This window comes from Lysinibacillus sp. A1, from assembly GCF_000801965.1.
GTDB classification, from domain to species: Bacteria; Bacillota; Bacilli; order Bacillales_A; family Planococcaceae; genus Lysinibacillus; species Lysinibacillus fusiformis.
Genome location: NZ_JSZM01000014.1, coordinates 1 through 25,968, shown reverse-complemented (window position 1 = coordinate 25,968; position 25,968 = coordinate 1). Strand labels below are relative to the sequence as shown.

At 38.9% G+C, this 25,968-nt stretch carries 24 protein-coding genes; 10 read left to right on the top strand and 14 right to left on the bottom strand.

The window, feature by feature from the left end:
• Positions 1 to 212: 212 nt before the first annotated feature.
• A complete protein-coding gene (locus PI85_RS13085) occupies positions 213 to 644 on the bottom strand; it encodes a dual specificity protein phosphatase family protein (protein ID WP_036122137.1) in 432 nt (143 codons plus the stop codon).
• Between the two features lie 20 nt (positions 645 to 664).
• The gene (locus PI85_RS13080; protein ID WP_012292424.1) at positions 665 to 1,612 is read right to left on the bottom strand and encodes a carbohydrate kinase; all 948 of its coding nucleotides are present in this window, start codon (positions 1,610 to 1,612) and stop codon (positions 665 to 667) included.
• A gap of 145 nt (positions 1,613 to 1,757) precedes the next feature.
• On the opposite strand from PI85_RS13080, the gene PI85_RS13075 reads away from it, so the two are divergent.
• The 7 genes from PI85_RS13075 to PI85_RS13045 all read left to right on the top strand — a co-directional run bounded on the left by PI85_RS13075 (position 1,758) and on the right by PI85_RS13045 (position 9,946).
• Entirely contained in the window at positions 1,758 to 2,321 is a 564-nt protein-coding gene (locus tag PI85_RS13075; protein ID WP_036122134.1) for a GNAT family N-acetyltransferase, read from the top strand.
• 18 nt (positions 2,322 to 2,339) lie between these two features.
• A complete protein-coding gene (locus tag PI85_RS13070; RefSeq protein WP_036127499.1) occupies positions 2,340 to 3,248 on the top strand; it encodes a DMT family transporter in 909 nt (302 codons plus the stop codon).
• 205 nt (positions 3,249 to 3,453) lie between these two features.
• Complete coding sequence (locus PI85_RS13065) at positions 3,454 to 4,560, top strand: extracellular solute-binding protein (protein ID WP_036122131.1); 1,107 nt, start codon at positions 3,454 to 3,456, stop codon at positions 4,558 to 4,560.
• A 95-nt stretch (positions 4,561 to 4,655) separates the two neighbouring features.
• Positions 4,656 to 5,726 (top strand): ABC transporter ATP-binding protein, encoded by a 1,071-nt coding sequence (locus PI85_RS13060; RefSeq protein WP_036122129.1) that lies wholly within the window; start codon positions 4,656 to 4,658, stop codon positions 5,724 to 5,726.
• 12 nt (positions 5,727 to 5,738) lie between these two features.
• Complete coding sequence (locus PI85_RS13055) at positions 5,739 to 7,460, top strand: iron ABC transporter permease (protein WP_036122127.1); 1,722 nt, start codon at positions 5,739 to 5,741, stop codon at positions 7,458 to 7,460.
• Positions 7,461 to 7,487: 27 nt separating this feature from the next.
• Positions 7,488 to 9,002, top strand: a complete 1,515-nt coding sequence (gene argH / locus PI85_RS13050) for an argininosuccinate lyase (RefSeq protein ID WP_036122123.1) — start codon at positions 7,488 to 7,490, stop codon at positions 9,000 to 9,002.
• Positions 8,999 to 9,946, top strand: coding sequence for an N-acetylglucosamine kinase (locus tag PI85_RS13045; protein WP_036122121.1), 948 nt, complete (start codon positions 8,999 to 9,001; stop codon positions 9,944 to 9,946). The genes argH and PI85_RS13045 overlap by 4 nt, the downstream gene beginning before the upstream one ends.
• 25 nt (positions 9,947 to 9,971) lie before the next feature.
• Here PI85_RS13045 and PI85_RS13040 read toward each other — a convergent pair whose 3' ends face one another.
• The 4 genes from PI85_RS13040 to PI85_RS13025 all read right to left on the bottom strand — a co-directional run bounded on the left by PI85_RS13040 (position 9,972) and on the right by PI85_RS13025 (position 13,781).
• On the bottom strand, positions 9,972 to 11,276 hold the full coding sequence (locus PI85_RS13040) for a transglutaminase domain-containing protein (protein ID WP_233301936.1): 1,305 nt from the start codon (positions 11,274 to 11,276) through the stop codon (positions 9,972 to 9,974).
• Positions 11,277 to 11,361: 85 nt separating this feature from the next.
• Positions 11,362 to 12,501, bottom strand: coding sequence for a transglutaminase domain-containing protein (locus PI85_RS13035; RefSeq protein ID WP_036122115.1), 1,140 nt, complete (start codon positions 12,499 to 12,501; stop codon positions 11,362 to 11,364).
• Between the two features lie 219 nt (positions 12,502 to 12,720).
• Entirely contained in the window at positions 12,721 to 12,981 is a 261-nt protein-coding gene (locus PI85_RS13030) for a metal-sensitive transcriptional regulator (protein WP_004233098.1), read from the bottom strand.
• 92 nt (positions 12,982 to 13,073) lie between these two features.
• Positions 13,074 to 13,781 (bottom strand): glycosyltransferase, encoded by a 708-nt coding sequence (locus PI85_RS13025; protein WP_036122112.1) that lies wholly within the window; start codon positions 13,779 to 13,781, stop codon positions 13,074 to 13,076.
• Positions 13,782 to 13,947: 166 nt separating this feature from the next.
• Here PI85_RS13025 and PI85_RS13020 point away from each other — a divergent pair, with 166 nt between their 5' ends.
• Entirely contained in the window at positions 13,948 to 15,867 is a 1,920-nt protein-coding gene (locus tag PI85_RS13020) for an SEL1-like repeat protein (RefSeq protein ID WP_233301935.1), read from the top strand.
• Positions 15,868 to 15,914: 47 nt separating this feature from the next.
• Here the strand turns inward: PI85_RS13020 and PI85_RS13015 are convergent, their stop codons facing one another.
• The 6 genes from PI85_RS13015 to PI85_RS12990 form a co-directional block, all read right to left on the bottom strand.
• The gene (locus PI85_RS13015) at positions 15,915 to 16,319 is read right to left on the bottom strand and encodes a hypothetical protein (RefSeq protein ID WP_025116855.1); all 405 of its coding nucleotides are present in this window, start codon (positions 16,317 to 16,319) and stop codon (positions 15,915 to 15,917) included.
• Between the two features lie 73 nt (positions 16,320 to 16,392).
• Complete coding sequence (locus PI85_RS13010) at positions 16,393 to 17,766, bottom strand: HAMP domain-containing sensor histidine kinase (protein WP_036122108.1); 1,374 nt, start codon at positions 17,764 to 17,766, stop codon at positions 16,393 to 16,395.
• Positions 17,763 to 18,434, bottom strand: coding sequence for a response regulator transcription factor (locus PI85_RS13005; protein ID WP_036122106.1), 672 nt, complete (start codon positions 18,432 to 18,434; stop codon positions 17,763 to 17,765). The genes PI85_RS13010 and PI85_RS13005 overlap by 4 nt, the downstream gene beginning before the upstream one ends.
• A gap of 73 nt (positions 18,435 to 18,507) precedes the next feature.
• Complete coding sequence (locus tag PI85_RS13000) at positions 18,508 to 19,602, bottom strand: DUF1648 domain-containing protein (protein WP_036122105.1); 1,095 nt, start codon at positions 19,600 to 19,602, stop codon at positions 18,508 to 18,510.
• A 4-nt stretch (positions 19,603 to 19,606) separates the two neighbouring features.
• Positions 19,607 to 20,002, bottom strand: a complete 396-nt coding sequence (locus PI85_RS12995; protein WP_036122104.1) for a GntR family transcriptional regulator — start codon at positions 20,000 to 20,002, stop codon at positions 19,607 to 19,609.
• Between the two features lie 73 nt (positions 20,003 to 20,075).
• Positions 20,076 to 20,966, bottom strand: coding sequence for a LysR family transcriptional regulator (locus PI85_RS12990; RefSeq protein ID WP_036122103.1), 891 nt, complete (start codon positions 20,964 to 20,966; stop codon positions 20,076 to 20,078).
• A 130-nt stretch (positions 20,967 to 21,096) separates the two neighbouring features.
• Between PI85_RS12990 and PI85_RS12985 the strand changes: the two genes are divergently transcribed.
• Positions 21,097 to 21,762: an O-methyltransferase gene (locus tag PI85_RS12985; protein ID WP_036122102.1), complete on the top strand. Its 666-nt coding sequence runs from the start codon at positions 21,097 to 21,099 to the stop codon at positions 21,760 to 21,762.
• Between the two features lie 224 nt (positions 21,763 to 21,986).
• Here the strand turns inward: PI85_RS12985 and aceB are convergent, their stop codons facing one another.
• Positions 21,987 to 23,585, bottom strand: coding sequence for a malate synthase A (gene aceB, locus PI85_RS12980; RefSeq protein WP_036122101.1), 1,599 nt, complete (start codon positions 23,583 to 23,585; stop codon positions 21,987 to 21,989).
• A gap of 103 nt (positions 23,586 to 23,688) precedes the next feature.
• A complete protein-coding gene (gene aceA / locus PI85_RS12975) occupies positions 23,689 to 24,972 on the bottom strand; it encodes an isocitrate lyase (protein WP_036122096.1) in 1,284 nt (427 codons plus the stop codon).
• Between the two features lie 214 nt (positions 24,973 to 25,186).
• Here aceA and PI85_RS12970 point away from each other — a divergent pair, with 214 nt between their 5' ends.
• Complete coding sequence (locus tag PI85_RS12970; RefSeq protein ID WP_036122093.1) at positions 25,187 to 25,858, top strand: LytTR family DNA-binding domain-containing protein; 672 nt, start codon at positions 25,187 to 25,189, stop codon at positions 25,856 to 25,858.
• The last annotated feature ends 110 nt before the right edge of the window (positions 25,859 to 25,968 follow it).

The window sequence follows — 25,968 nt, the reverse complement described above, 5'->3', positions numbered from 1 at the left end:
CTCCTGCGGGAAAAGCGGGAAAGTCGAGATCCTGGACTGAGCGGAGCGAGGGAAGCAGCTCGACCCCGCCCGCGGAAAGCGTCCGCCCGTAGTGGAAATCAACGGCTTTACTTTATTTCATTGTAAAAGAAAAAAGACTATAGGCAAACTCTCAAATTTTTTGAGTTTGTCTACAGTCTGAAAGATGTACCTTAATCGGTACATCTTTTCCTTTATTTATAAAGTTGTTGTAGAGCGTTTTCCATTTTAGGACGAATCGTTACTTGTGGACGAGCCTTTTTAACCGCTGCCTCCGCTTCCTCTAGGGAATTAGCAAGCCCTAACTCTATTAACACCGCAGTAGCTGCTACACCAGCACGACCACCGCCACTCCCACAGTGAACATATACCTTCTGTCCTGCCTCATAGGACGAAGCAATTTCCTTAGCTACATGCTGAATAGATGATGCTACCGCAATATCTTCATCTGCAATTGGCATATGCTTATACGAATAAGAAACGACCTCTTGCTCTTCCGAAGTAAGTCCCTGGACACGAACATCTATTACAACATCTACAGCTTCTTGCTCAAAAGCTGCCTCCGCATCTTTTGCGCCGCCAAAGAATATTTGATCCTTTACTAAAACATCATAGTTTTTATCCATATTGGTCACACTCCATAAGATTATTTCAGTAAATGCTTAATATCCTCGTAATATGGTAAAGCCGTTAAAGCACCTGCTTTTGTTGCTGCAAATGCTCCTAATTTATTGCCAAAGCTTGTACAGCGAACAAGCTCTTCTTTTGTTGTAGGTAAGCCATTGTAATGAACATCGCGTAATACCCCTGCCATAAATGCATCCCCTGCACCAGTAGTATCTACAGGTATTACCTTTTCAGTTGGTACGTGGATGACCTCTCCATTCAACACGGCATAAGTGCCATTTTCTCCTACTGTTACTAAAATAATAGGCACTAAATAGCTACTTAGTTGTTCAATTCCTTCTTCTAAACTAGTCGTTTCCGTCAGGAAGAATAACTCATCATCTGTTACCTTTAAAATATCTACATCCTCAAAAAAGGACGTAATCGTTTCTCGACAAATTTCTTCACTACTCCAGCGTAATGGACGAATATTTGCATCCATCGCAATGATCGCACCTTTGTCCTTGGCCATTTCTACGGCAGCTCGAGTTGTAGCTAGAGCCGTCGGATGGAACATGGTCCCTGAACATACCGTTAAAGCAGAGGCATGTTTAAATGCTGCTTCATTTAACTGTAGTGGCTCCACTTGTAAATCAGGTGTTTCATCCACATAATCTTTAAAAATTCGTTCACAGGCTTCTGTCAGATGCACGTAAACACCACTTACTCGTTTAGCTGGGTCGAATATGGCATAGTCAAGCTTGACACCTTCCTCTACAAGCCCATCACGCACAAACTGAGAACCCTCATCATCCCCTGTAATTGTAATCAGGGCAGATGGTGCCCCAATTCGGCTAATACCTGCTGCAACATTTACTGTTGCACCACCCATATATTTTGTAAATGATGTGTTTGTTACATCATCAGCAATATAGTCAATAAATGCGTCTCCATAGACTAAAATAAAATCCTTATCTTGCTTCGTCATGATTGTCCTCCTGAAAGTCTAGTCATTATAGATTAACACGAAAATTGTCATTCTATAAAGGTTTAACTTGTGAGAGTATGCCTGAAAATTTGTGTCATCCACTAACTTTGTTATACTTGCCTATAGAAAGGTAGGGATTTTCAAGATGAGTATTACAATTCGACAAGCGCAACCACAAGATGCCCATGCCGTTGTGCCTTTAATTATTGATGCGATTGGTGAGATTGCTAATCGTTTAACTGGCGAGCAATCTACCGAAGCTGTTCGTCAAGAACTGACAACCCTTTTTCAGCGTGACGACAATCGACATTCTTATTTAAATACCTTTGTCGCTACGGAGGATGGGCAAATAGTAGGAATTCTCGTTTATTATTATGGCGCACATGCCACTGCTATGGATGCTAACCTTGTGAAATGGTTAGAGGCTAAAAATGCTCCATCAATCATCATCGATCAAGAGGCCCACGAAGATGAGGCTTATATCGATACAGTTTGTGTAACACCAGAAGCGCGCGGTAAAGGAATTGGTACATTGCTTTTACAATATGCCGAAGACCTGACAAAGCAGCATGGCTATACGAAGTTATCCTTAAATGTAGAAACTCAAAAAGAAGATGCTCGTCGTCTTTATGAACGTTTAGGCTTTGTTATTACTGAGCCTTGGTCCATAATCGATGAACCATTTCATCATATGGTGAAGCAATTTTAGGAAGTGAAGATGGTATTCATGAAAACAAATTTAATTTACCCTCTTTTGATCGTCATTGCCTCTAGTAGCTACGGAATTTTGTCGACTATTGTCAAAGTAGCGATGCAGCATGGCTTTACATCTGCAGAGGCTGTATCGAGCCAATATATTATTGGCTTTATACTCGTTTTAGTTATTTTTATGTTGACAGATAGAAAATTACCTAAGCCATCCAATAAAGGCATCCTTATATTATTATGTGCCGGTATTTTTACCGGAACGACTGGAATAGTGTACGGAGAATCTCTCAAGTATTTACCCGCTTCCCTTGCGGTAGTGATGCTGTTCCAATTTACATGGATTGGCTTGTTAATTGATTGCGCTTTACATAAAAGATTACCAAGTCGACCTGAAGTAATTTCTATTATCATCTTATTTGTAGGAACAATTTTAGCTGCAGGTGTTTTAAATGTGGATTTAAGTGGAATCCCTCTCCAAGGATGGTTATTTGGCTTTGCTGCTGCCGTTACCTTTGCCTGCTTCATTCAATTTAACTCTCGACCAGTGGAGGGTGTTACAACCACTTCAAGGGTATTTATCGTTTCCTTTGTAGCCCTTATAATGATCAGTATTTTCTTAAGTCCTGAAGTGATTTGGAACGGCAAATTGTTTACGGAAGGCTTATGGCAGTATGGATTAGCCCTCGGTCTATTCGGTATCATTTTACCTATATACTTATTCTCCATTGCTATTCCGAAAATTGGTGGTGCACTCGCTTCCATCTTAAGCGCTATTGAATTACCTGTTGCAGTTACCGTTTCCGTTATTGTCCTACATGAACCCTTAACTGCATTGCAAATTATGGGCATTTTTCTAGTGATAGTCGGTATGTTATTGCCGACAATTATTGCACAACGCCGACAAACTGATAGCCTATTGGATGTATAAACTTAAATTGATAGAAAACTCCTTAAAAATGGAAATATTCCTTTTTAAGGAGTTTTTTTGAACTTCATTGAAATGCCGTTGCTAATGGATTGGCACTTCGCTATGATGAAGGAAAATGTAATTTTTTAATAATTCTAACATGAATGTTACCCCTTCGTATTATACTGCAATATGTAAGTACCTTACTTTAAGAAAGGGGAAGTTGATGAAAAAAACACGTATTCTTAGTTTTTTCCTTGTGTTCATACTGTTTGTTTTAACTGCATGTAGTGGAAACGATGACCAAAAAACTACAAATGATGCTGCCAAGAACGATAAAACGACAGATGGCGACAAAACGGAAGTAGCGGCAACAACGCCATCCGGTAAGCTTGTTATTTACACAGGGCGTGACGAAGAAATGGTGCAAAGTGTAATCGACCAGTTTAATAAAAAGTATCCAGACATTGAAGTAGAGTTTTTAACAATGGGAGCTCAGCAAATTTTAGAACGTTTACGTGGAGAAAAGGCTAATCCTCAGGCAGACTTTTGGTGGGGCGGCACACAATCAGCGCTCATTGTTGGGGCGAATGAAGACTTATTACATGCCTGGCAACCTAGCTTTATTGACTCTATTAATGGTACACATAAAGATGTAGATGGTCGCTGGTTTGGAGAGATGCTGCTACCAGAAGTCATTATGATCAATAGTGATTTATTAACAAAAGAAAATGGGCCACAGGATTGGGATGAACTTCTTGACCCTAAATGGAAGGATCAAATTTTAATTCGGGGTGTGCTGGCTTCAGGAACAATGCGCACCATATATTCCTCTATGATTGTACGACAAGATGCGAACTCTCCTGATAAAGGCTATGAATGGCTATTACAATTAGACGCTAATACGAAGGAATATACGCAAGATCCTAATGCTTTGTACTTAAAGCTAACACGACAAGAAGGCAGTGTCTCCTTATGGAATCTACAAGATATTTTATTAAAGAAATATACAACTGACTATCCCTTTGATTATATTTATCCAAAAAGCGGAGCACCTATTTTGGTAGATGGTGTTGCAGTTGTCAACAATGCGAAAAATCTAGAGAATGCCAAACTATTTGTCGAATTTTTATTCGAAAAAGAGATGGTGACACAGTTGGCAAATGATTATTATCAAATTCCTACACGATCTGATATCGATAAGGCCTCCATGCCAGAGTGGTATCAAGAATTAGATTTAAAAACTTTCGATATAGACTGGCAGCAAATGTCTGACAAAGAGGCAGAATGGATGGAATACTGGGATAACAATATTAAAGGCCGCGGTAAGTAGTATCCGGGTGAAAATCCAGCTTTTTTAGTGGATTTTTACCTTACTACTTCATCCCCTATATAGCTATGAATCCTTTGTTGGAGAGGAGTTTTTTGTTGAAAAGAGTCACAATCGAAAATGTCTCGAAGCAATTTGGTCAGTTGTATGGCGTGAAAAATGTAGATCTCGAAATAAAGGCTGGTGAATTCTTCACTTTTCTTGGACCTAGTGGCTGTGGCAAGACAACTACTTTGAGAATGATTGCCGGTTTTTATTACCCTACTAAAGGTAAGATTCTATTTGATGAACAAGATGTCACTCGGCTTCAGCCAAATAAACGCAATATCGGTATGGTATTTCAAAACTATGCCCTTTTCCCCCATATGACAGTAGATGAAAACATCGCATTTGGTTTACAGGTTCGTAAATTTTCTAAAACTGAGATTCAGCGCAAGGTTGATCGAATTAGAGGACAAGTACATCTATCAAATTACGGAAACAGAAAAATAAATGAGCTTTCTGGTGGGCAACAGCAACGCGTGGCTTTGGCTCGAGCACTAGTAATTGAGCCAGATATTTTATTACTTGATGAACCATTATCCAATCTAGATGCAAAGTTACGTGAAGAAACACGTATTGAAATCAAACGGATTCAATCTGAGCTTGGTGTCACGACGATTTATGTTACCCATGATCAAATGGAGGCTATGGCGATGTCTGACCGAATCATGGTCATGGAAAACGGCTATATCAAGCAAATTGGGACTCCTCAGGAAATATATCACCGACCTGTAGATCGCTTTGTAGCTAACTTTATTGGCGAAACCAATTTAATTGAGGGCATATTAGAAGCAATTGAAGGCGAAGAAATACAAGTGAAAACAGCAAATGGACATATTTTTACTGGGCGAAAGCAACAGAGCTCTCCAGCATTAACGCATATGATTGGAGACAAAGTATTTATTTCAATACGTCCAGAATCTATTCATTTGGGGACTGGGGATAATACATTAACAGGAAAAATAACCTTTGTTGAATTCACAGGCATTAGCGTCAATTATATTATAGATTGTAACGCCTTTTCACTTAAAGTAATGCTTATTAATTCTTATGACCAAATAAAAAAGATTGGCGAGGATATTACCGTTCATATAACGCATGACTCGCTGTATTTTTTAGGGGAATAGGAGGAAGCCAATATGGAAAAGCAAACTGTCAATGCTTCTCAAGAAAGTATATGGACACGAATCTTTCATTCCAATTGGTTCATCTATATATTAATATCGCCATTATTTTTAGTGTTGTTCGCCTATGTCGTTTATCCCTTCTATCAAACATTTACTCAAAGCTTTGCTGGTGATGAACCATTCCTTCACTATAAAAAATTTTTCAATCTAGCAAGCCCAGCAAATTTAGAAGCTTTGTGGACCAGTATTTATATTTCCATTATTAGCGTCCTTTGCTGCGCTATCGTTGGAGTAACTATGGCTTTTTTACTCGAACGCTATAACTTCCCTGGGAGACGAATACTTTCTATTTTAGTATTGGTCCCTATGGCACTTCCCCCTCTAGTCGGTGTGCTATCCTTTTCTTTTTTGTACGGAGATAGTGGTATTTTCCCTCGAATCTTTCAGCATTTATTTGGTTTAGATCATGTACCCTTCTCATTGAAAGGGATTTGGGGAGTCATCGTTGTTCATACTTTCACCATGTATACTTATTTTTATTTAACTGCATCAGCAGCCATCAAGGGGCTAGATCCAGCTCTAGAAGAAGCGGCAACTAGTTTAGGTGCAGGGCGTATTCGCGTGTGGACAAAGGTTATTTTACCCATGCTGACCCCTTCCATTGTTGCTTCCTCCTTATTAGTATTTATGATCTCTATGGCCTCTTACACGGCACCCTTAATGTTTGGTGTAGAACGAACTATGACCATGCAAATCTACTTATCGCGGACTAATGGCAATCTTGAGATGGCCGCAACTCAGTCGATGATACTGTCCTTTGTCTCTATTACATTTTTAGTGATGATGCGTTGGTATCAAAATCGCAGAAATTATCAAAATCTCAGTAAAGGGATAAGTGTCCATCGCTCGGAGGTATCCTCCAAGAAAATAAAAATAGCGGCAACTATTGCCTCTTTTATCGGCACGTTGATTTTGATTTTACCGATATTAGTGCTGATATTAATATCCTTTTCTGTTGATGGGGCATGGAAGACTCAAATACTCCCTACAGACTATACACTGGATCATTATATGGCTCTCTTTACTGATGAGCGTACATGGCGACCTATTTGGAATTCTATACAGATGGGGATCGTCGCAACATTTGGCAATATTATCTTTGGTGTTGCCGCAGCATATGCGATGGTCCGTTTAAATTTTAAAGGAAAAACATTACTCGACATTTTAATAATGGTACCTTGGGCTCTACCTGGTACAGTGGTAGCAGTCAATTTAATCGCCGCCTTTAGCACGGAAAACATCTTTGCCTTTAATCAAGTATTAATCGGGACATTTTGGATTTTACCATTAGCCTATTTCATCCGACATTTGCCACTTGTTTTCCGATCAACCTCTGCCTCTCTCGTACAACTAGATCCGTCAATTGAAGAGGCATCACGTGGATTAGGCGCCAATTGGTGGTATACATTTAGACGCATCGTCGTACCTTTAACATTCACCGGAATATTAGCGGGAACACTATTAGCCCTAGTACAAAGCTTTGGTGAATTTGTTGCATCCATTCTTATATACAGTACATCTACCATTCCATTGTCTGTCGCCATATTCCAAAAATTATATGCATTTAAATTTGGGACTGCGTGTGCCTACGGTGTCTTACAAATTTGCTTAATTTTAGTTGTCCTTATTATTTCTGAAAAACTATCAAAAGGCAGTGCTGGTACAGCTATTTAACTGCTAATCTATTAGGAGGCCATGATAATGTTTGAAGATTTTCGCAACAAAACGCAGCAGGAAGATGGGATGATTTTCCCTTCTAACATCTATCGGAAAATTGTGTTACAGCCAGCTTATGAAGAGGCAAAGAAAAATTTTCTAACTATTATGCTACAAATTAATATAGCTCATTTAAAAATGTTAGAAGAACAAGGACTTGTAAAAAAAGAGGAAGCGAAACAAATTGGGGCAGCGCTAAAGAAAATAGATTTAAATTATTATCGTTTAGAAGATTATAGCCCCCAATACGAAGATTTATTTTTCCGCATTGAAAATAAATTAATAGAGCTTGCTGGCGACGTTGCTGGAAATCTTCATATTGGACGCAGTCGTAATGATATGGGTATCGCCATTTATCGTATGACACTAAGGCAAAAATTACTGTTATTAATGCGAGAGCTACTAACATTGCGAGATGATTTAATTGCAGCTGCTGAGGAGCATGTAGATACTATTATGATTGGTTACACGCATACGCAACAGGCACAGCCTACAACCTTTGCCCATTATTTAAAGGCTGTCATTGACCAGCTTGAACGAGATTTTGAGCGCATGCAGCATGTCTATAAAACTGTTAATCGTAGCAGTATGGGAGCTGCAGCCTTAACTACAACAGGATTTAATATAAATCGAGAACGAATGCGTCATTTGTTGGCATTCGACGATATTATCGAAAATGCGTGGGATGCAGTGGCTGGAGCTGACTATATTGGTGAAGCAGCAAGTATTGTACAGCTGGCTGCACTCAATCTTGGTCGTACCTCTCAAGATTTTTTATTATGGGCTACCCAGGAGTTCAATGCCTTCACACTCGCAAGCCCATATGTTCAAATAAGCTCTATTATGCCCCAAAAGCGTAACCCTGTTTCAATTGAACATACGCGTTCATTACTATCGGCTGTTGTTGGAGATGCAAGCACCGTGTTACAGATGGTACATAATACACCATTCGGAGATATCGTCGATACTGAGGATGATATGCAACCCTATTTATGGCGTGCCATCGACCGCTTAGTTGGGATTTATAAATTATTTGGCTCACTTGTTGTCACAATGGATGTGAACAAGAAAAAACTAAGAAACCGTGCAGAGAATAGCTTTGCCAATGTTACTGAGCTGGCCGATACATTAGTACGATCAGAGGATATTTCCTTCCGCCAAGCACATAGCATTGTTAGTAAATGCATTAAAGTACTACTTGCTCATAGTGAGGAATCACTAGCAAGCCTTACATGGGGACTCGTGAATACTCAATCTAAATTGATTACGGGAAAAGAATTAAATATTTCAGAAGAGGATTTTTATAAAACCTTACAGCCAGAGTCTTTTGTTGGTGTTCGAACACTACCAGGTGGCCCAGCTCCCGCCACAATGAAAGTAGCGCTTGAACATGCCAAAATGAATACGAAAAGTCTTTATGAATGGATTCAATTAAAGGAAAGCTCCATTATTGAAGCGGAGAAAGAATTAACGATTTTTCTTGAGGAATGGAGCCAATGATGAAATGGCTTCTAGTTATTGATGGCGGTGCGACAAAAACGGCATGCGCAGTCGTTCATGCGGAAACTGGTGTTATGAAATATTCAGCTTCAACAAAGGGCTCCAACTATCAAGCCATTGGTATGGAAGCAGCTACAGTGATATTACATGAGCTTTTAGCAAAGGTAGAAATTTTTTTGCAAAAGTATCCCTGCTCTCAAATTGCTGTAGCTACCTTTGCCTTAGCAGGGATTGATTCTCCAAAAGACAAAGAAACGGTTACAGCCATTGTTCAAAATGCCCTATCAGCCACACAGCTTTCTATTGCTACTCTTATTATTGAAAATGACGCTGAAGCCACACTACTTGGTGTGACTGCTGGACAGGCAGGTGCATTACTCATTGCTGGAACAGGAGCCATCGCTTACGCCTATGATGGACAGCAAATCGTTCGAGCTGGAGGCTGGGGACACCGAGCTGGAGATGAAGGTAGTGGTTATTGGCTAGGGCAAGAGGTGGTAAGAGCTATCTTTAAAATGGAAGATGGTCGAGGTGAGGCCACTATTTTGAAAGAGGCTGTCTATCATTCCTTAGGTATACAAAATGTAACCGAGCTCGCTGAATGGTTATTTCAGCCATCCTATACAAATGCACAGTTAGCCAAAATGGGGTCATTTGTTGCTCAAGCAGTTGAACAACAAGATGCTTGTGCCATTCAAATATCACAACAGGCCGCTCAAGAATTGGCTCTTTTAGCAAGAGCCGTGTTAACAAAGATAGGCTATCAGAATGGACTGTTTCCTCTTTATTGTAACGGTGGTGCCATCAAGTATAATCCACTTATTTTAAAAACATTTACAAATATATTAGCAGTAACGCATCCGCAGATTTCCATTTCTCTTTGTGAGCAGCAACCAATTGATTATTTAATTGAACGAACAAAAAGGGCCTATGACTGTTTATAAGTCATGCCCTTTTTGTTGTCCCCATTTATAGGGCCATTTTCTTCAACTCATTCGTTGTGAAATAAAGATAGCCATCTTTCACAAATAAATCCTTCGTATCTTCTCGGTTTAGCGACTGTTCCCCGCTACCATCTGGACGAATTTTTGTTAAATAAGCACCTCGGGAATAATTACTATAATAGAGCCATCCATCTGCATAAACGACGTATTGTACACGGGAATTTGTTACTCGTTTCGTTTTACCCGTCTTCATATCAAGCACATACAGCTTATTGTCATCAGAGATGTTGCTAAAATATAATTGATTGTCAACCTGCGCTGGGAAGTCTATATCATGATAGTAGCTATAGAGTGTACTCGTTGCTTTAGGATAATCTTCAGCAATCCATGAGTGGTCTTTTGCCATTGTGCGGTCATCAACTAAAAAGTATTGGTAGCGAATGGCCCCCTTACGATCTGGGACTGGATCATTCCACGTTGTATCAAGGTGATACCATTGTCCACCTAACTTCACTAAATTCCACGCATGTCCTTCTTGACCTACATATCCCACAATATATTTCGTTTCAATCCCTAGCTTTTGTAACATGGAGTGAGCAAGTAAAGCATAGCCCTGACATACCCCTCCCCGCTCTGCAAGAACGGTATAGGCGCTATGGGGACTAGAATTTGTTTGATCGGTATAGGCCGTATTCGCCACAATATAATCATTAACGGCTCGTACCTTTTCTACGTCTGACATAGATGTATTACTGATTTTGGCAATGATTTCTTGGACATTCATCTCCACGTAGGCAGCCTGTTCTGGGGTCATTAAATAGCTTTGCTCCCCAAATATTGTTGCCTGGTTTCTTCCATATTCAAAACGAATTGAATGTTTACTAATATGGCCATACACATAATCGTCTCTTTCGATGGCATTGTTATAGGCCTCTTCTACAATTTGTTCAATTCGTTGTGTATTCCCTTTATACTGAATTTCAAATTTCGGTGAGAAACTACTATAATACGCATACATTGCATCAGTCATTTCCTTAACGTTTGTCACAACTAACTTTGTCTCTGGCTTCTGAATTGCTTGAGCAGTAGGTGCTACCTCCATATCATGCATGTCTTCTATAGGTATGGCCGTTTCTATTGAGGCATTGTCTGAAAGTCTAGCGGTTACATCAACGATTTTTTCCTTTGTTGAAAGAAGCATTGTTTCTATCTCATCATTATTTGTCCATTCCGCTACCTGCCGGACAACTGCTTTACCTGCCGTATAAATGGGGTCAATGAAAATAATAATGATCATAATAATGGCTAATTTCTTCCACAAACTCCTCACCTCCAACCGTCTTCTTCTATTCATTATATACAAAAACAAGCACAAAGAACCCGTTCAGAGTCCTTTTATGCCTGTTAATAATTGTTTATTGACTTAATGTAAGTTTATGCTCTTTGGCATTCATGTTATAGATTAGATAATTGTCACTAATCTTTAGATTCGTTACTGGCTGTTTGACCAACACTTCAGCCTTTAAAGTTTTCAGATTTAACTTTGTTAAATAACCGCTGTTGCTATAATCACTATAATATAGATTTTGGCCCACTCCAGTAATATACAACGCTCGTTTATCCAACACTTTTGTTTTTTTACCAGTTGCCATTTCTAGCTTATATAATTTATCGTGATCAGCCGTATTACTAAAATAGACGACATTATTTAATGGATACGCAAAATGAACATTGCGCATAAAGCTATATTTAGTGCTTGTGGCAGCAGGGTAATCTGCCTGAATCCAAGAATGATCCTTCTTAAGTACTTCATCCGTCACTAAAAAGTAATCATATGATGAAGCACCAATGCGATTTGGTAGTGGATCATTCCATGTTGTATCCAAATGATACCATTTACCATCTACCTTTACCAAGTTCCAAGCATGGGCTTCATTTCCATTTACAAATCCCACCACATATTTTGTTTCAATTCCACTCTGTGATAACATTGCCTGTGCAGCTAAGGCATAACCTTGGCAAACAGCTTGTCCTTCAAATAGCAAAGCATAGGCACTATGGGGACTTGCCTTTGTTTTAGTACCATAACTAGTATTCGATACAATATAATCATTAATAGCTTTTACTTTATCGAATTCAGTCATAGTAGGTTTTATAATATTTTTCAATACTTGACCCATCTTTTTTTGTACAGCTGCTTCTTGTGTTTGATTTGTCAGGTACTTTATTTTATAGGATACGTTCCCTAAAGAATCTGCGGAAATTGTTGTGCTTTCCATATGTCCGCTTGCGTATACAGCCTGCTTTTTAGCTTGATCAAAAGCAGCCATAATCTCTTTTTTGAAATCATCCATCGGCCCAGTATATGTAATGTTAATATCCGTTTCAAAACTATTAATTTTCTTTATTAGTTCTTTTGTAAACTGCTCCCAAGTTGTGACTGTTGAATTTGCTACAACAGGATTTATTACAGACTTAGTTTCCTCATGTTGTGCATAAGCCGCAGTCGGACTTAACATAAGTAAAGTAGCGCCACATAATAACCATTTCTTCATAACACGATCACCTTCCCTTTTACGCTATCATTATTAGTTAGCATAACAAAGAAAGTGACTACTAGGCTATGAGACAAGCGCCCCAACTAAGACTTTCAACTAAAAAAATAAAATAATCCTTATACTATAAATTACCTAAAATTTGAATATAGGCGTCGATTATAACTATTAAATTGTAAAAAAATAAAACTCACTACATTCCAGTGAGTTTTACGACAATTAACGACTTTTTACTACTAAGTTAACCGCTTCCTGAATGGCCTCATTCATCTTTTCGCCATCCCCCTCCGCATTTTGCACACATTCCAATAAATTTGTACTAACAATCACACCAACTGTTCGGTCTACTGCCGAGCGGACGGCTGATAGCTGCGTAATCACTGCCTTACAGTCTTTTTCCTCCTCCATCATCTTCAAAATACCACGTAGCTGACCTTCCATCCGTTTCACACGATTTTTTACTTGATCTGAATATTCCATAAACATGCTCCTTCTTTCTATACTCGCTACGTTCTATTGAGTAATTGTTATCCTTTATCCTAGCTCTTTATTTCAATTTTAAACCTTAATTATCATTGTTTTCTTGGTCGTAAATAATTCATAAGCATTCTCGTTATAATGGAGCCTGCATTTGTTATTTCATCATACTGAATAATGGAGTTCTTTTTTATTCGTAATTGCCCAATCTCTATCTCGAAAATAGGGCACTTTCGTTTAAGTGCAGCGATTAGCATATTTGTATCATAATCATAATGTTCACCTTTTACCTTCATTAGCCATGGTAATTCATTCATCGAAATATAGCGTAAACCCGTTTGAGTATCCATCAATTTCCGGTGATAGAGCAGTTCAAATAAGAGACTTGTTGCACGATTTCCCCAATACGAAAGAAAGGTACTATCGACCGAATGGAAGTTTCGCACGCCTAGCACAATACCTTCTGAAAAGACCTTCGTCATCGTTAAAACAAGCTTTACATCTTGTAATGTATGCTGACCATGTGCCCCTACTGTGAGTACCCCATGAAATATTCTTTTTTGCTCTCGTATATATGTAAAGGCTGTTTTTAGGGCACCACCTTTTCCAATATTGTCTCGATGCTGAAGGACTTGGCAACCTTCAATTTTTTTTAGGTCGTCAAAAATTCCTTTATATTTCTGATCACTTCCATCATTGACAATAATAATTTGTGTAATGGTCGTTGCTAGTAATTGATGTACATAGGTAATGAGTGATTGTTGCGGATTATATGCTGGAATAATAGCTGCAATATTTTTCATGTCTATCCTCCACCTATAGGCTGTCAGGCTCTTCATATTGATGAATTCCCCTTATATCAAATAGTATCATGTAACAGCAACAATTCAACTGATGAATCCCATGAAAACATATCAATAATATCGATATTTCTCCGATATATGAAAAAAGAGAATACCACGAAAGAGGGTGAGTACTATCGTCGTACATTATGAAATTCTTGAAGAACAATGTCATAAGTTAAGGCAATTTTCCTTCGCAACATTAGCTAAAAATTTACAGGAAGCTAGTTTTTTCGCCATTTCAAACCCTCTAGTTTCTTTACAAAAATCACTGCTCGTATTAGAGGAGATTTTATTTGAGGTTTATCAATTGGAAATGCATACTACGCCCAAATTAAAAAATGTTCGCATGCTGTTAAATAATCGTAGTTTTACAGCCCAGATTCATCCTCGTCGAATTTTCCTATTAATGAATCTCGTCTATAAAATGACAAGCCATACTAGTAATGAACTTGTGGAGGCAAAGGCGGCCAAAATTGTTCTTGATTATATAACTGATATTGTTGAATGGTTTATGAAGCGCTATGATCGTAGCTTTAAATCGAATGTCGCTGATGAGAAAATTTTCTTGTCGGAAAACAACCTATATCAGCAGGACCATTCAACAGATGCTTATAAACATGCAGCTGATTGGTTCGAAATTGCGGCACAAAATGGTGATGCAAGTGCTCAATATAATTTAGGGGCACTTTACAACCATGGGCAAGGCGTTAAAAAGGATTATACGCTTGCGAAAATGTGGTATGAACGAGCCGCAGCTCAAAACGATCCCAATGCACACTATAGTCTCGGTGTCCTCTTTCATCTAGGACAAGGTACGGAACAAAATTATGGGGAGGCCGCTCATCACTACCAAATAGCGGCTGATTTAGGAAATGCAGATGCTCAGTATAATCTGGGTGTGCTTTATAATCAAGGGTTGGGTATATCACAAGATTTCAATGAGGCAGCCAAATGGTACACCTTAGCCGCGGATCAAGGGAATACCAGTGCACAAAACAATTTAGGATTCCTTTATCATAATGGGACAGGTGTAGAGCAAAGTTATGTGATGGCCAGCACTTATTTTGAAATGGCCGCCTTAGCCGGAGATGCAAGTGCGCAATATAATCTAGGCTATATGCATTTGAAAGGTCGTGGCATTCCACAAAATTTTGCAGAGGCAGCTAAATGGTTGCACATGGCCGCTTTACAAGACCATATGAATGCAGAATTTCAAATTGCCATGCTCTACAATACTGGCCAAGGAATAGACAAGGACCCTATTGAGGCTTTGAAGTGGTTTAAGCTAGCGGCACATAAAGGACATTTACATGCACAATATTACCTTGGTCTTCTCTATGAAAAAGAACAGGATATCGTATTAGCTGAGAAATGGCTACTCCTAGCTGCTAAAGAAGGACATATTAGTGCTGGCTTCGAGCTTGGGCGTCTATATGTTTATCAACTTCAACAACCAGATAAAGCTCTGCCCTATCTAAAGGCTGCAGCTGAAAAGGGTTATGTGGATGCTCAATATGAGCTCGGACTTTTATTAACTTCAGGAGCTGGTGTTCCTGTTAATTATCCAGAAGCCGTGCAATGGTGGAGAGCTGCAACTGATCAGTCTCATATTCAGGCTGAGTATCAATTAGGCCTATTATATGAGCAAGGATTAGGGGTTTCTGTGGATCTTGAAGAGGCACGTCGCTGCTATCGATTAGCTGCGATTCAAGGGCATGCGGGTGCTCAATACCAGCTCGGAAATTTATTTGATAAAGGCAAGGGTGTTATTCAGGATTATACTGAAGCTGCCAAATGGATTGAGCAAGCTGCGGCTCAAGGACATATAAAAGCACAATACCAATTAGCACAAATGCACAGTCATGGGCAAGGCGTTCCAAAGGATTTTGCTAAAGCAGCCCAGCTCTATCGATTGGCTGCGAATCAGGGGCATCAGAAGGCACAATTCCAACTCGGTCTGATCTATAAAAAAGGGCAGGGTGTTGCCCAAGATTATCAAGAAGCCACAAAATGGCTGAAAAAATCACTTCAAGATATCCAATAACATGAAAACCTACCGCGTCACGAGCTTATGTAACACGGTAGGTTTTTCTAATTTTTCATATCTTCCTGTTGTTTAATCATAAATGTTACTACAATGAACAAAGCAAAGCTAATTAATAACGTAGTTCCACCTACAATAAAGAACACTAAAGTAAAGGTGCTACCAAAATTAAATGGATTGATATTGTAAAACCACATCCCTAATGTTAAGCCAAAAACACCAAGAATAGCTGTCCAACCATGTATATTCACTAATTTTTGTGATTTGACTTTAAAAGCTCTATAAAAAATACCCCACGCAAACATACTCAGCCAACCAACAAGTAAAATATGTGCATGTATCGGTCTATATTCGTAACTACCTGAACCGGACATATGTGAACCTAGATAGGTTCCAATTAAAGCAAAAATGGCAGCCAATCGAATAAGGCGTATGCTCCACTTCTGTTCCATACGAAAACTCCCCCTTAGTTTGTTTCAACTAAGTAGCAGTTTACCGGGAGAACATGAACTTTACATGAACTCCTCATGACAAAATGGGGAGATCTATATATACCTTTGTCCCCGCATTGACTGCGCTTTCTATAAGGACAGTGCCTCCATGTAGCTCTACGATTTGCTTGACAATTGCTAGTCCCAATCCTGTCCCTTGCTTCGTTCTAGAAGTGTCTGCTCGATAAAAACGGTCATAAACTTTTGCTAATTGATCTGCAGTCATACCTATTCCATTATCCTCAACAAGTATTGCAAGCGAAGCAGGTTTTTGCTGTAAATCTAGATGTATTTGACCTCCCTCCACATTGTACTTAATCGCATTTGTCAGCAAGTTGTCCCACACATTTTGTAGAAGCCCTGCATCCCCATTAAAAATAACTTGCTCCATTTTGTAAGTGATTTGGAGCTGAGCCTCTTCCATTTGCCAGCGATATTTTCGTACGCTTTCCTTTAGCTGTTCATCTAATCGGTAACGCTCACGTTTGACTATTCGTGTCGATTGATCAAGCGATGTTAATAACAATAACTGCTTCGTTAAAGTTGATAAGCGTTTTGTTTCCAATTCGATAATGGCTGCGTACTCCCGTCTTTCCTTTTCCTTCAGCAAAGGATTTTTTAGTAAGTCAACATATCCTTGAATATTTAATAAGGGGGATTGAAAATCATGCGATACATTACTTATGAATTCCTTTCGTACGCGATCATTCTCCTGTAATTTTTCTGTCATTATATTAAAACTAGTAGCTAATTGGCCTAATTCATCATTACGGTCAATATCCAAAACAGTATCAAACTTTTCATGTGCAAGCTGTTGAGTTGCAGCTGTTAGCTTTGTAATGGGACGAATTAGTGCCTTAGCAAATAGTAGCATGGCAAGTAAACTGAGCACTATCATGACGAGCATTAATCCACCAAGCAATGTATGTACCTCCGAAAACAATAAGCGAATATCCGGTCTTACGAACAATGCATAGGATTTATTTTCATACGTAAATGGCACACCAATTGTATTAATTAACTCATTTGCAAAAAAGCCTGTTACAAACGTTTCTTTTGGGAAATCTCGCATCCCATGATAGACCTCACCATTTAAAACATGCTTTACAACGGATTCTGATAAATTCTTATCCCGATAATCGCCACCAAAAAAGTGCCCTTCCTCGCCAGCGGTTACATATATTTGATAGCCAATTTCGCCAAGTGTCATGAAATAATTATTTAAATCCTCTGGCTTTGCAGTCTCAATATATTGCGCAATCCCCTGTGCGATGACAACGTTTTTTGTATCATTTTTTTCTTTTACGACTTGATGATAATATGTATTCGTCGCTAAAAAACCAATACACAAGCTCCCAATCATCACTAGCAATGTGGTCATTACAAATTTACTATATAAAGTCTTCATGACGTTGCCTCTAGCTTATAGCCAACGCCTCGTACCGTGATGATTTCAACAGCCGTATCAAAACGATTTAATCTTTCTCGAACCCGCTTCACATGCGTATTCAATGTTTGCTCGTCTCCATCATAGTCATAGCCCCATACTTGCTCCATTATATAGCTCCTTGTAAATACCTGGTTAGGACGTGATGCCAATAACGCCAGCAATTCAAATTCCTTTAAAGGTAAGATAAGTGTCTCTTCTCCAATAATAACCTCGAAGCTACGACGATCGATTACTAGATGGCCCACTTGGATGGTTATTTGATTTTTCTTATCCAATCTCCGCAAGATAGCGGCTATACGAAATAATAATTCCTTTGGCTCAAAGGGCTTCACAACATAATCATCTGAGCCTGCTAAAAAGCCTCGCTCTTTATCTTCAAGCTCGCCCTTTGCTGTTAATAATAAAACAGGGATATCATAATCTTGTGTTAAAGTCTCGGTCAGTGTGAATCCATCCATCCCTGGCATCATCACATCTACGACTGCTAAATCGGGTAGATTCTCGTTAAGTAATGCTAGTGCCTGCTGAGCATTTTCCGCACGTAACACTTGATAGCCCTCTTTTGTTAAATAAATATTTACTAGCTGTAAAATATGCACATCGTCATCGACAACAAGAATTTTCATCTGCTTACCTCCAGTCAATATGAAAAAAATTCGCTCACTTGGAACGAATTTTTCATCATAGATCCTTATTATTTTATAACGAAAATATAGAAATCAACAGCAATAAGAGAAAAGGTAACCCAATGACAATATATCCTCTTGGATTGGCAAGGTTCATCGTCCACCCTACCCCAAAACGTTTCTCTACAAAAATGGAAGGATCCTGGCGATTTATATAAATTAAGCCGCCCTTCCAATAACGATCTTCATCCACATCCATGACCTGTGAATCAATATTTTTTTCATAGCGAACTCTATATTTGCGCTTTTTCACAACATAAATTAAAAGAGAACCGACTACAACAACTAAAAATAAAACAAATAGCGGTAATAGCTTATAGCCTACAGTCATGGCAGGATAAATATTACTAAGTTGTAGTACCGTTAATAACACTGTTATAGCATAGCTTACTAATAAAATTTGCCAGCTCATAAATTTTCGAGTTTTTAGCTGATCCTCTAGCGATTCCTCCTTGCGATTTACTGCTATTTTAATGGCAGAACGCTTTATCGAATCAGTAATGCCCCACATCATAAATTGCATCATTAGCATAATAAGAGGCAATGAAATGGCTGTTAAATACGTCTTACTTTTCCAAGCATCTGCCTCTCCACTCGGTCCCCAATGTACAGCTATATTAGCTGGCATTTGATCGTAATGAAGGATTGTATAAATAATTAAAAATCCTGATATCACTAAGGGCACAGCAAAGAATGACCAAGGCAGCATCTCATCACGGCTTCTTGCTGTAAGATCGACTGCACGTACCTGTTTTAGATTTACGCCCCACTGCTCCTGCCTTTTTAAGGCTGATATCTTTTGGTGATATACCCAGTATAGCCCCATACTCACTGTAAGCAGGCTCCATAAACAACCGAGTAAAAACATGCCTTGAATGGATTCAGAAGTAAGCAAGTTGTAACTAATAATCATAACAATTAAAAACACCACGCCAGTGCCTCCGACTATTTGGGCGTAACGTTTTTTAACATCAGCTAGGGCAGGATGCTTAATATGTTGATCTGGCACAGTGACCCCAAAAACAATAGTCTCACGTACGATAAAAGGAACGATCATTTGTAAAACTAATGTCATGATGTAAATAGATATAAAAACACCAAGTAGCATTTTGCTACACTCCCTCTGCTGGAATATGCAAGTCTGCGAACACCTTTTTCATCATGTGCTCAATTTGTTCTACTGTTGCGCCGAGCACCATACCTTCTGCCACAACAGGCTTTAAATTCTTTTCAATTTGTCGTAGTTGTTCTGGCGTCAAAGCCCTCTCCTCTGTTGAACATATAACGGCTCCTGATTTCGCGCGTATAGCTATTATGCCTTTAGCCTCTAATTCATGATAGCTTTTATTTACAGTATGCATATTAACGCCTAAATCAGCAGCTAAACTCCGAACAGATGGCAAGGTCTCTCCTTGCTTCATATCGCCTCTTGCTATCCCTTCAATGATTTGACGTGTCACCTGCTCATAGATGGGAACGTCAGATTGCGGCTCTATTTGAATAAACATGTTTATCAGCTCCATATTTGTTATATGTTTAGTATAACAAATATTTTTTAAATGTACATGAAGGACAAACTATTTATAGTGAGCGCTTAATCGTCTCGATAAAATTTTGCACCAGCAAATTTTGCTTTTCATTTTTTCTCGTACAAATGGAAATTTTATGTTTAACGGGATGTATATCTTTTATATAGACCCTTGCCAATTGCCCACTCTCGACATATTCTCTAACTGCCAGGGATGAAATAAAATTGGCACCATATCCAGCTATAACAGAACGTATTGATTCATTGATCCCATTAAATTGTAACGCAATTTTTGGTGGCTCTACTTGGTACGTTTGACATAAGGAAAAAAGATGCTCTCTCATCGAGCTCCCTTTCTCTCTCATAATAAATGGCTCCTGAAACATTTCAATTAATGTAATAGTTTGATGAGCATACCTATGATGGGGTGACACCACAAACCATAATTCATCCTCATATAATTCCTCCCACCATATTTCTTTAGGTCTCTCAGAAATTCCTCCGCCATAAATGGCAAGGTCGGCTTTATAGTGTATTAGTTGCTCAAAGGCATCCTTGGTATTCGTAGTTGTAATCATTAAATTTACATGTTCATTGGCTGCCTTAAAAATAGCTGCCCATTTAGGAATTAAAAAATTGGCTGGTAGGTAAGTAGCTACTATATGTAAATCCCCTGCTTTGGCAAGGCGATACTCTTCTACAAATGTTTCTATATGCTGTTCAAGGGCCATCAAATGTTGAGCTTTCTCCGCTAGAGCTATGCCAAACTCCGTAAGTACGACCCCTCGCCCCTGCTGCTGAAAAAGTTGCACACCTAGTTCATGCTCAAATCGTTTAATTTGGCTCGAAACAGCAGGCTGGCTTATACATAGTAATTCTGCCGCTTTTGTGAAACTACCAGTCGTAGCAACATGATAAAACAATTTTAAGCCATGAATATTCATCATTTTCTCCTATCCATAACATTTAGTTATATATGAATAATTATAATATATTTTTTTTATGATTCATTTTATCATACACTCTATATGCAAGCTTGCACTTTTTAAACGACATAGAAATGAGGGCTGTACGATGACAGAGTTACATGTTTGGCATAATGTAGATAATTATTTTACAGATAAGCTTCTACCAGATAACAGCTGTCTTACCGCTGCACTACTGGCAAATAAAGCTGCAGGTATACCTGAAATTGATGTATCTCCAACCCAAGGGAGATTTTTGTATTTACTAACTAAATTAAAAGGAGCCGTTAATGTATTAGAGATTGGCACACTTGGTGGGTATAGCAGTATATGCTTAGCTCAAGCTCTTTCAAAAGAAGGCAAAGTAGTGACTTTAGAAATTAATGAAGACTATGCCTCTGTCGCTCGCAAAAATATACGACATGCAGGCTTAGAGGAAAAGATTGAAATTATCATCGGTCCAGCGTTGGATACATTGCCAGACTTGAAAAAAAGGGGGCAATTTTTTGATGTCATTTTTATTGATGCAGATAAGCCAAATAATCCTGAATATTTAAAGTGGGCAGTAAGGCTAGCGAATTCAGGTGCCGTTATTATTGCGGATAATGTAGTGCGGAATGGTGCTGTCACAGATATAAATAGTATGGACGAACGTGTTAGCGGCGTACAGCAATTTATAGATCTGCTAAAAGAGGAACCCCGTATTGAAGCAACAGCTATACAGACGGTTGGCGTCAAAGGCTATGATGGCTTTGTCCTAGCCATAGTCAATTAAGATAGAAAAATCCGCGTAGCCTGGAAGAACAGTTACGCGGATTAATAAAAAAAGATGTCTTATAAGCTCCCCATCTAAGCTCGTAGGACATCTTTTCCCTCTAAATTACTTTTATAAGTAGACCCCTTTAATACAATTGTGCTCATCTCATTAGTAACGGGGGAACAGACCCCGTTATATTTTATTTTGTAGGAAAGCTGAATATGTTTTTAGTAGATTTTCATTTACGCTAATTTTTCATAGCCTGGAAGTGTCAAGAATTCCGCGAATTCATCTTGCTCAATTAAGGATTTAAACAGTTCAGCGGCTTCTTCAAAGCGACCACTGTTATAGGCTTGTTCCCCAACAGCCTCCTTAATTTTGACAAGCTCTTCTTCCAGAATTTCAAGGACAAACGCTAATGTAATGCCGCGCCCATCATCTAAAATACCTTTTGGATGTCGAACCCACTGCCACACTTGTGTACGAGAGATCTCTGCTGTCGCAGCATCCTCCATTAAATTGTTAATTGGTGCAGCACCATTACCACGAAGCCATGAAGCAATATATTGTACACCAACACTACAGTTAACACGAAGTCCCTCAAGGGTAATTGTGCCCTCAGGTACAGCTACTAAATCATCTGCAGTAACTTGTACATCCTCACGCTTTTTATGAATTTGGTTGGGGGTCGTCATAATGGCATCAAATTGCTCCATTGCTGTTGCCACCATACCTGGGTGCGCTACCCAAGTACCATCATGCCCCTCTGTTGCTTCACGTCGCTTATCTTCAGCAACCTTTGCAAATGCCACCGCATTCGCTTCATCGTCATTTTTAATAGGAATTTGTGCAGCCATCCCACCCATTGCTGGTGCGTTCCGCTTATGACAAGTTTGAATACATAAAGATGTATAAGCCTTCATGAATGGGACGGTCATTGTAACTTGACCTCGGTCTGGTAAAATAACATCCGCTTGATTACGAAGGCGTTTAATATAACTAAAAATATAGTCCCAACGTCCACAATTCAGACCAGCTGAATGTTCACGTAGCTCATACAAAATTTCATCCATTTCAAATGCCGCCAAAATGGTTTCGATCAATACAGTAGCTTTTATAGTGCCCTGTGGAATGCCAATATAATCTTGGGCAAATACAAAGACATCATTCCATAGACGAGCCTCTAAATGGCTTTCAAGCTTCGGCAGATAAAAGTACGGCCCCGTTCCTTTTGCCAGTGCATTTTTTGCATTATGGAATAGATACAAACCAAAGTCGAAGAAACTTCCAGAAATCGGTTCATCATGAACAAGTACATGCTTTTCAAGCAGGTGTAAGCCTCTAGGACGAACTAGTAACACGGCTGTTTCAGCATTTAGTTTATACGTTTTTCCATTGGATGCTTGTGTAAACTCAATCGTCTTATTAATAGCATCACGCATATTAATTTGACCACCAATCATATTTTCCCATGTTGGAGAAGAAGCATCCTCAAAGCAAGCCATAAACATCTTTGCTCCAGAGTTTAACGCATTAATAACCATTTTACGGTCAACCGGCCCTGTAATTTCAACACGCCGATCCTGCAAATCTTGTGGAAGAGGTGCAATTGACCAATCACCTTCACGAATATGCTTTGTTTCAGGTAAGAAATCTAGTTTCTCTCCAGCATCTAGACGCTTTTGGCGTTTCTGACGAGCATTCAATAACTCTTTACGGCGAGCATCAAATTTCTCGTGCAGGGCAAGAACAAACTCAAGAGCTTCAGGCGTTAAAATTTCATTTGTATGCTCATTTTGTTCTCCAACAATTTTAAGCTTACCTGTCGTTGCTTGTTTCATTAGTTGTTTACCCACCTTTGCGATTTTAGTTTTGTCTTCCTCCGCTTTAGGAGAAGCGGAGGAGACTACTCTATGATTATGAATTTAGGAAAACACGAATTTTTTATACGAACTGTTCAGTTTCTGTCGATCCGGCCATTGCCGTTGTTGAAGAAGTACCACCGGAAATAACTTGAGAAATTTCATCAAAGTATCCAGTACCTACCTCACGTTGATGTCGTGTCGCTGTATAGCCTTTAGATTCCGAAGCAAACTCAGCTTGCTGTAGCTTAGAATATGCAGCCATACCATTATCTTTATAATCATGTGCCAACTCAAACATAGAGTGGTTTAATGCATGGAATCCTGCTAAAGTAACAAACTGGAATTTATAACCTAGCTTACCAAGCTCACGCTGATACTCTGCAATTTCCTCTTCTGAAAGATTTGCTTTCCAGTTAAATGAAGGTGAACAGTTGTATGCAAGCATTTTACCTGGGAATTCTGCATGAATAGCTTCTGCAAATTCACGAGCTTCCTCAAGAGATGGTTTAGAAGTTTCACACCAAATTAAATCAGCGTATGGTGCGTAAGCTAAGCCCCGAGCAATTGCTTGTTTGATGCCAGCCTTTGTACGGAAGAAACCTTCAGGAGTACGTTCACCAGTAATAAACTCTGCATCACGTGGGTCGATATCTGAAGTAACCATATCTGCAGCATCAGCATCTGTACGAGCGATTAGAATTGTATCAACACCCATAACGTCAGCGGCTAATCTCGCAGCTACTAAATTACGAACAGCGTTTTGTGTTGGAAGTAAAACTTTACCACCTAGATGACCACATTTCTTCTCTGAAGCTAACTGATCTTCAAGGTGAACACCAGCTGCCCCTGCTTCCACCATGCCTTTAACAAGCTCAAATACATTAAGAGGTCCTCCGAAACCTGCCTCTGCATCTGCTACAATTGGAGCAAACCAGTCAAATTGATCGACACGTCCTTCAGCATAATCAATTTGATCTGCACGTTGAAGTGCTTGATTAATTCGTTTAACTACTGCTGGTACAGAATTAGCTGGGTATAGTGATTGATCTGGATACATTTGACCTGAAAGGTTTGCATCCGCAGCTACTTGCCAGCCTGATAGATAGATAGCTTTGAGTCCAGCTTTAACTTGCTGTACCGCCTGATTCCCCGTTAATGCCCCCAATGCATTAATAAACGGCTCCTCATGTAATGAATTCCATAGTCGAGTAGCGCCTTTTTTTGCCAAGGTTTGTTCAATTACTACAGTACCTTGTAGTTTAATAACCTCTTCAGCCGAATATGTGCGTTCAATACCAGCCCAGCGAGGGTTTTCAGCCCATTGTTTCTCTAAAGCTCCGATTCTTTCTTGACGAGTTGACATATTGAAATTCCACCTTCCCCTTTGTATACAATATACTCTGTTAAAAAACTTTTAAATCACTGTTCCATAACAGGTTTATTTGTTGTAAATTAATATATAACAGAGTATTTGAATTTTCATTATTTTTTGATAAAAGACCAAATTTTCATGACAAAGCTACTCTTTTTTGCGATGAAATTTGGATGGTTATTTACAAACAAGGGGGATATTCACAATGAACAATGAGTTAAAATCTTGTGCAAAAGATATTTCAGAACAATATATTTCAATGTTGAGCGATTGGATTCCTACTGATTCATCCATTGCAATTGCTGTTGATAATTCTTATATCTTTATTCAACCAGGGCATCCAAGTATCCATTTAGAAAGGAATCAACAAGTGTTACCTGGAAGTATTGCCGATCAAGTCTTGCGCACACAGAAAAAAACAGAAACAATTTTAGATAATTTGTCATGCGATACACCCTTTTACGGTATCGGCTATCCGATACTCATTCAGGATGAACCAGCTGCTCTAGTAGTTATACTGCCATCTACTTTCACTACTAAAAAGACAGAACCATTTGAGTTTATAACAGGAAAACAAGATGAAGAATGGAATCCTGTAGCCATTAATAAAGTATCACATATTGAAAGTCTTCAAAAAAAGACATGGTTTTATGTAGAGCGCGAACAATTTAAAACGAACATTACCCTTAAAGAACTTCAAATAAGATTACCATCATACTTTATTCGTATTCATAGATCCTATATCGTAAATATTTATTTCATAAAAAAAATGGCGCGTGATTTGACATCAAACTTTATTATTACATTAATGGATGGTAGTGAGTTACCAGTGAGTCAATCATATATCAATAACTTGAGAAGTGCGCTTGAGTTTTAAATATATTAGCTGTCTTGCTCTAGAGACAGCTTTAATTTTTTCTGTTGAAAACGAAAAAAGACCAGAGAAAAGATTCTCTGGTCTTTCTAGTGCCTAGCGACGTCCTACTC

Excerpts from the sequence above, each read along its gene's own strand:
- PI85_RS13025 (WP_036122112.1), bottom strand. The coding sequence starts at position 13,781 with ATGAAAAATATTGCAGCTATTATTCCAGCATATAATCCGCAACAATCA.
- PI85_RS13015 (WP_025116855.1), bottom strand. The coding sequence starts at position 16,319 with ATGGAACAGAAGTGGAGCATACGCCTTATTCGATTGGCTGCCATTTTT.
- PI85_RS13035 (WP_036122115.1), bottom strand. The coding sequence starts at position 12,501 with ATGAAGAAATGGTTATTATGTGGCGCTACTTTACTTATGTTAAGTCCG.
- PI85_RS13085 (WP_036122137.1), bottom strand. The coding sequence starts at position 644 with ATGGATAAAAACTATGATGTTTTAGTAAAGGATCAAATATTCTTTGGC.
- PI85_RS12970 (WP_036122093.1), top strand. The coding sequence starts at position 25,187 with ATGAACAATGAGTTAAAATCTTGTGCAAAAGATATTTCAGAACAATAT.
- PI85_RS13065 (WP_036122131.1), top strand. The coding sequence starts at position 3,454 with ATGAAAAAAACACGTATTCTTAGTTTTTTCCTTGTGTTCATACTGTTT.
- PI85_RS13080 (WP_012292424.1), bottom strand. The coding sequence starts at position 1,612 with ATGACGAAGCAAGATAAGGATTTTATTTTAGTCTATGGAGACGCATTT.
- PI85_RS13070 (WP_036127499.1), top strand. The coding sequence starts at position 2,340 with ATGAAAACAAATTTAATTTACCCTCTTTTGATCGTCATTGCCTCTAGT.
- PI85_RS13075 (WP_036122134.1), top strand. The coding sequence starts at position 1,758 with ATGAGTATTACAATTCGACAAGCGCAACCACAAGATGCCCATGCCGTT.
- PI85_RS12995 (WP_036122104.1), bottom strand. The coding sequence starts at position 20,002 with ATGTTTATTCAAATAGAGCCGCAATCTGACGTTCCCATCTATGAGCAG.
- PI85_RS12985 (WP_036122102.1), top strand. The coding sequence starts at position 21,097 with ATGACAGAGTTACATGTTTGGCATAATGTAGATAATTATTTTACAGAT.
- argH (WP_036122123.1), top strand. The coding sequence starts at position 7,488 with ATGTTTGAAGATTTTCGCAACAAAACGCAGCAGGAAGATGGGATGATT.
- PI85_RS13055 (WP_036122127.1), top strand. The coding sequence starts at position 5,739 with ATGGAAAAGCAAACTGTCAATGCTTCTCAAGAAAGTATATGGACACGA.
- PI85_RS13030 (WP_004233098.1), bottom strand. The coding sequence starts at position 12,981 with ATGGAATATTCAGATCAAGTAAAAAATCGTGTGAAACGGATGGAAGGT.
- PI85_RS13045 (WP_036122121.1), top strand. The coding sequence starts at position 8,999 with ATGATGAAATGGCTTCTAGTTATTGATGGCGGTGCGACAAAAACGGCA.
- PI85_RS12990 (WP_036122103.1), bottom strand. The coding sequence starts at position 20,966 with ATGAATATTCATGGCTTAAAATTGTTTTATCATGTTGCTACGACTGGT.
- PI85_RS13005 (WP_036122106.1), bottom strand. The coding sequence starts at position 18,434 with ATGAAAATTCTTGTTGTCGATGACGATGTGCATATTTTACAGCTAGTA.
- aceA (WP_036122096.1), bottom strand. The coding sequence starts at position 24,972 with ATGTCAACTCGTCAAGAAAGAATCGGAGCTTTAGAGAAACAATGGGCT.
- PI85_RS13000 (WP_036122105.1), bottom strand. The coding sequence starts at position 19,602 with ATGCTACTTGGTGTTTTTATATCTATTTACATCATGACATTAGTTTTA.
- PI85_RS13010 (WP_036122108.1), bottom strand. The coding sequence starts at position 17,766 with ATGAAGACTTTATATAGTAAATTTGTAATGACCACATTGCTAGTGATG.
- aceB (WP_036122101.1), bottom strand. The coding sequence starts at position 23,585 with ATGAAACAAGCAACGACAGGTAAGCTTAAAATTGTTGGAGAACAAAAT.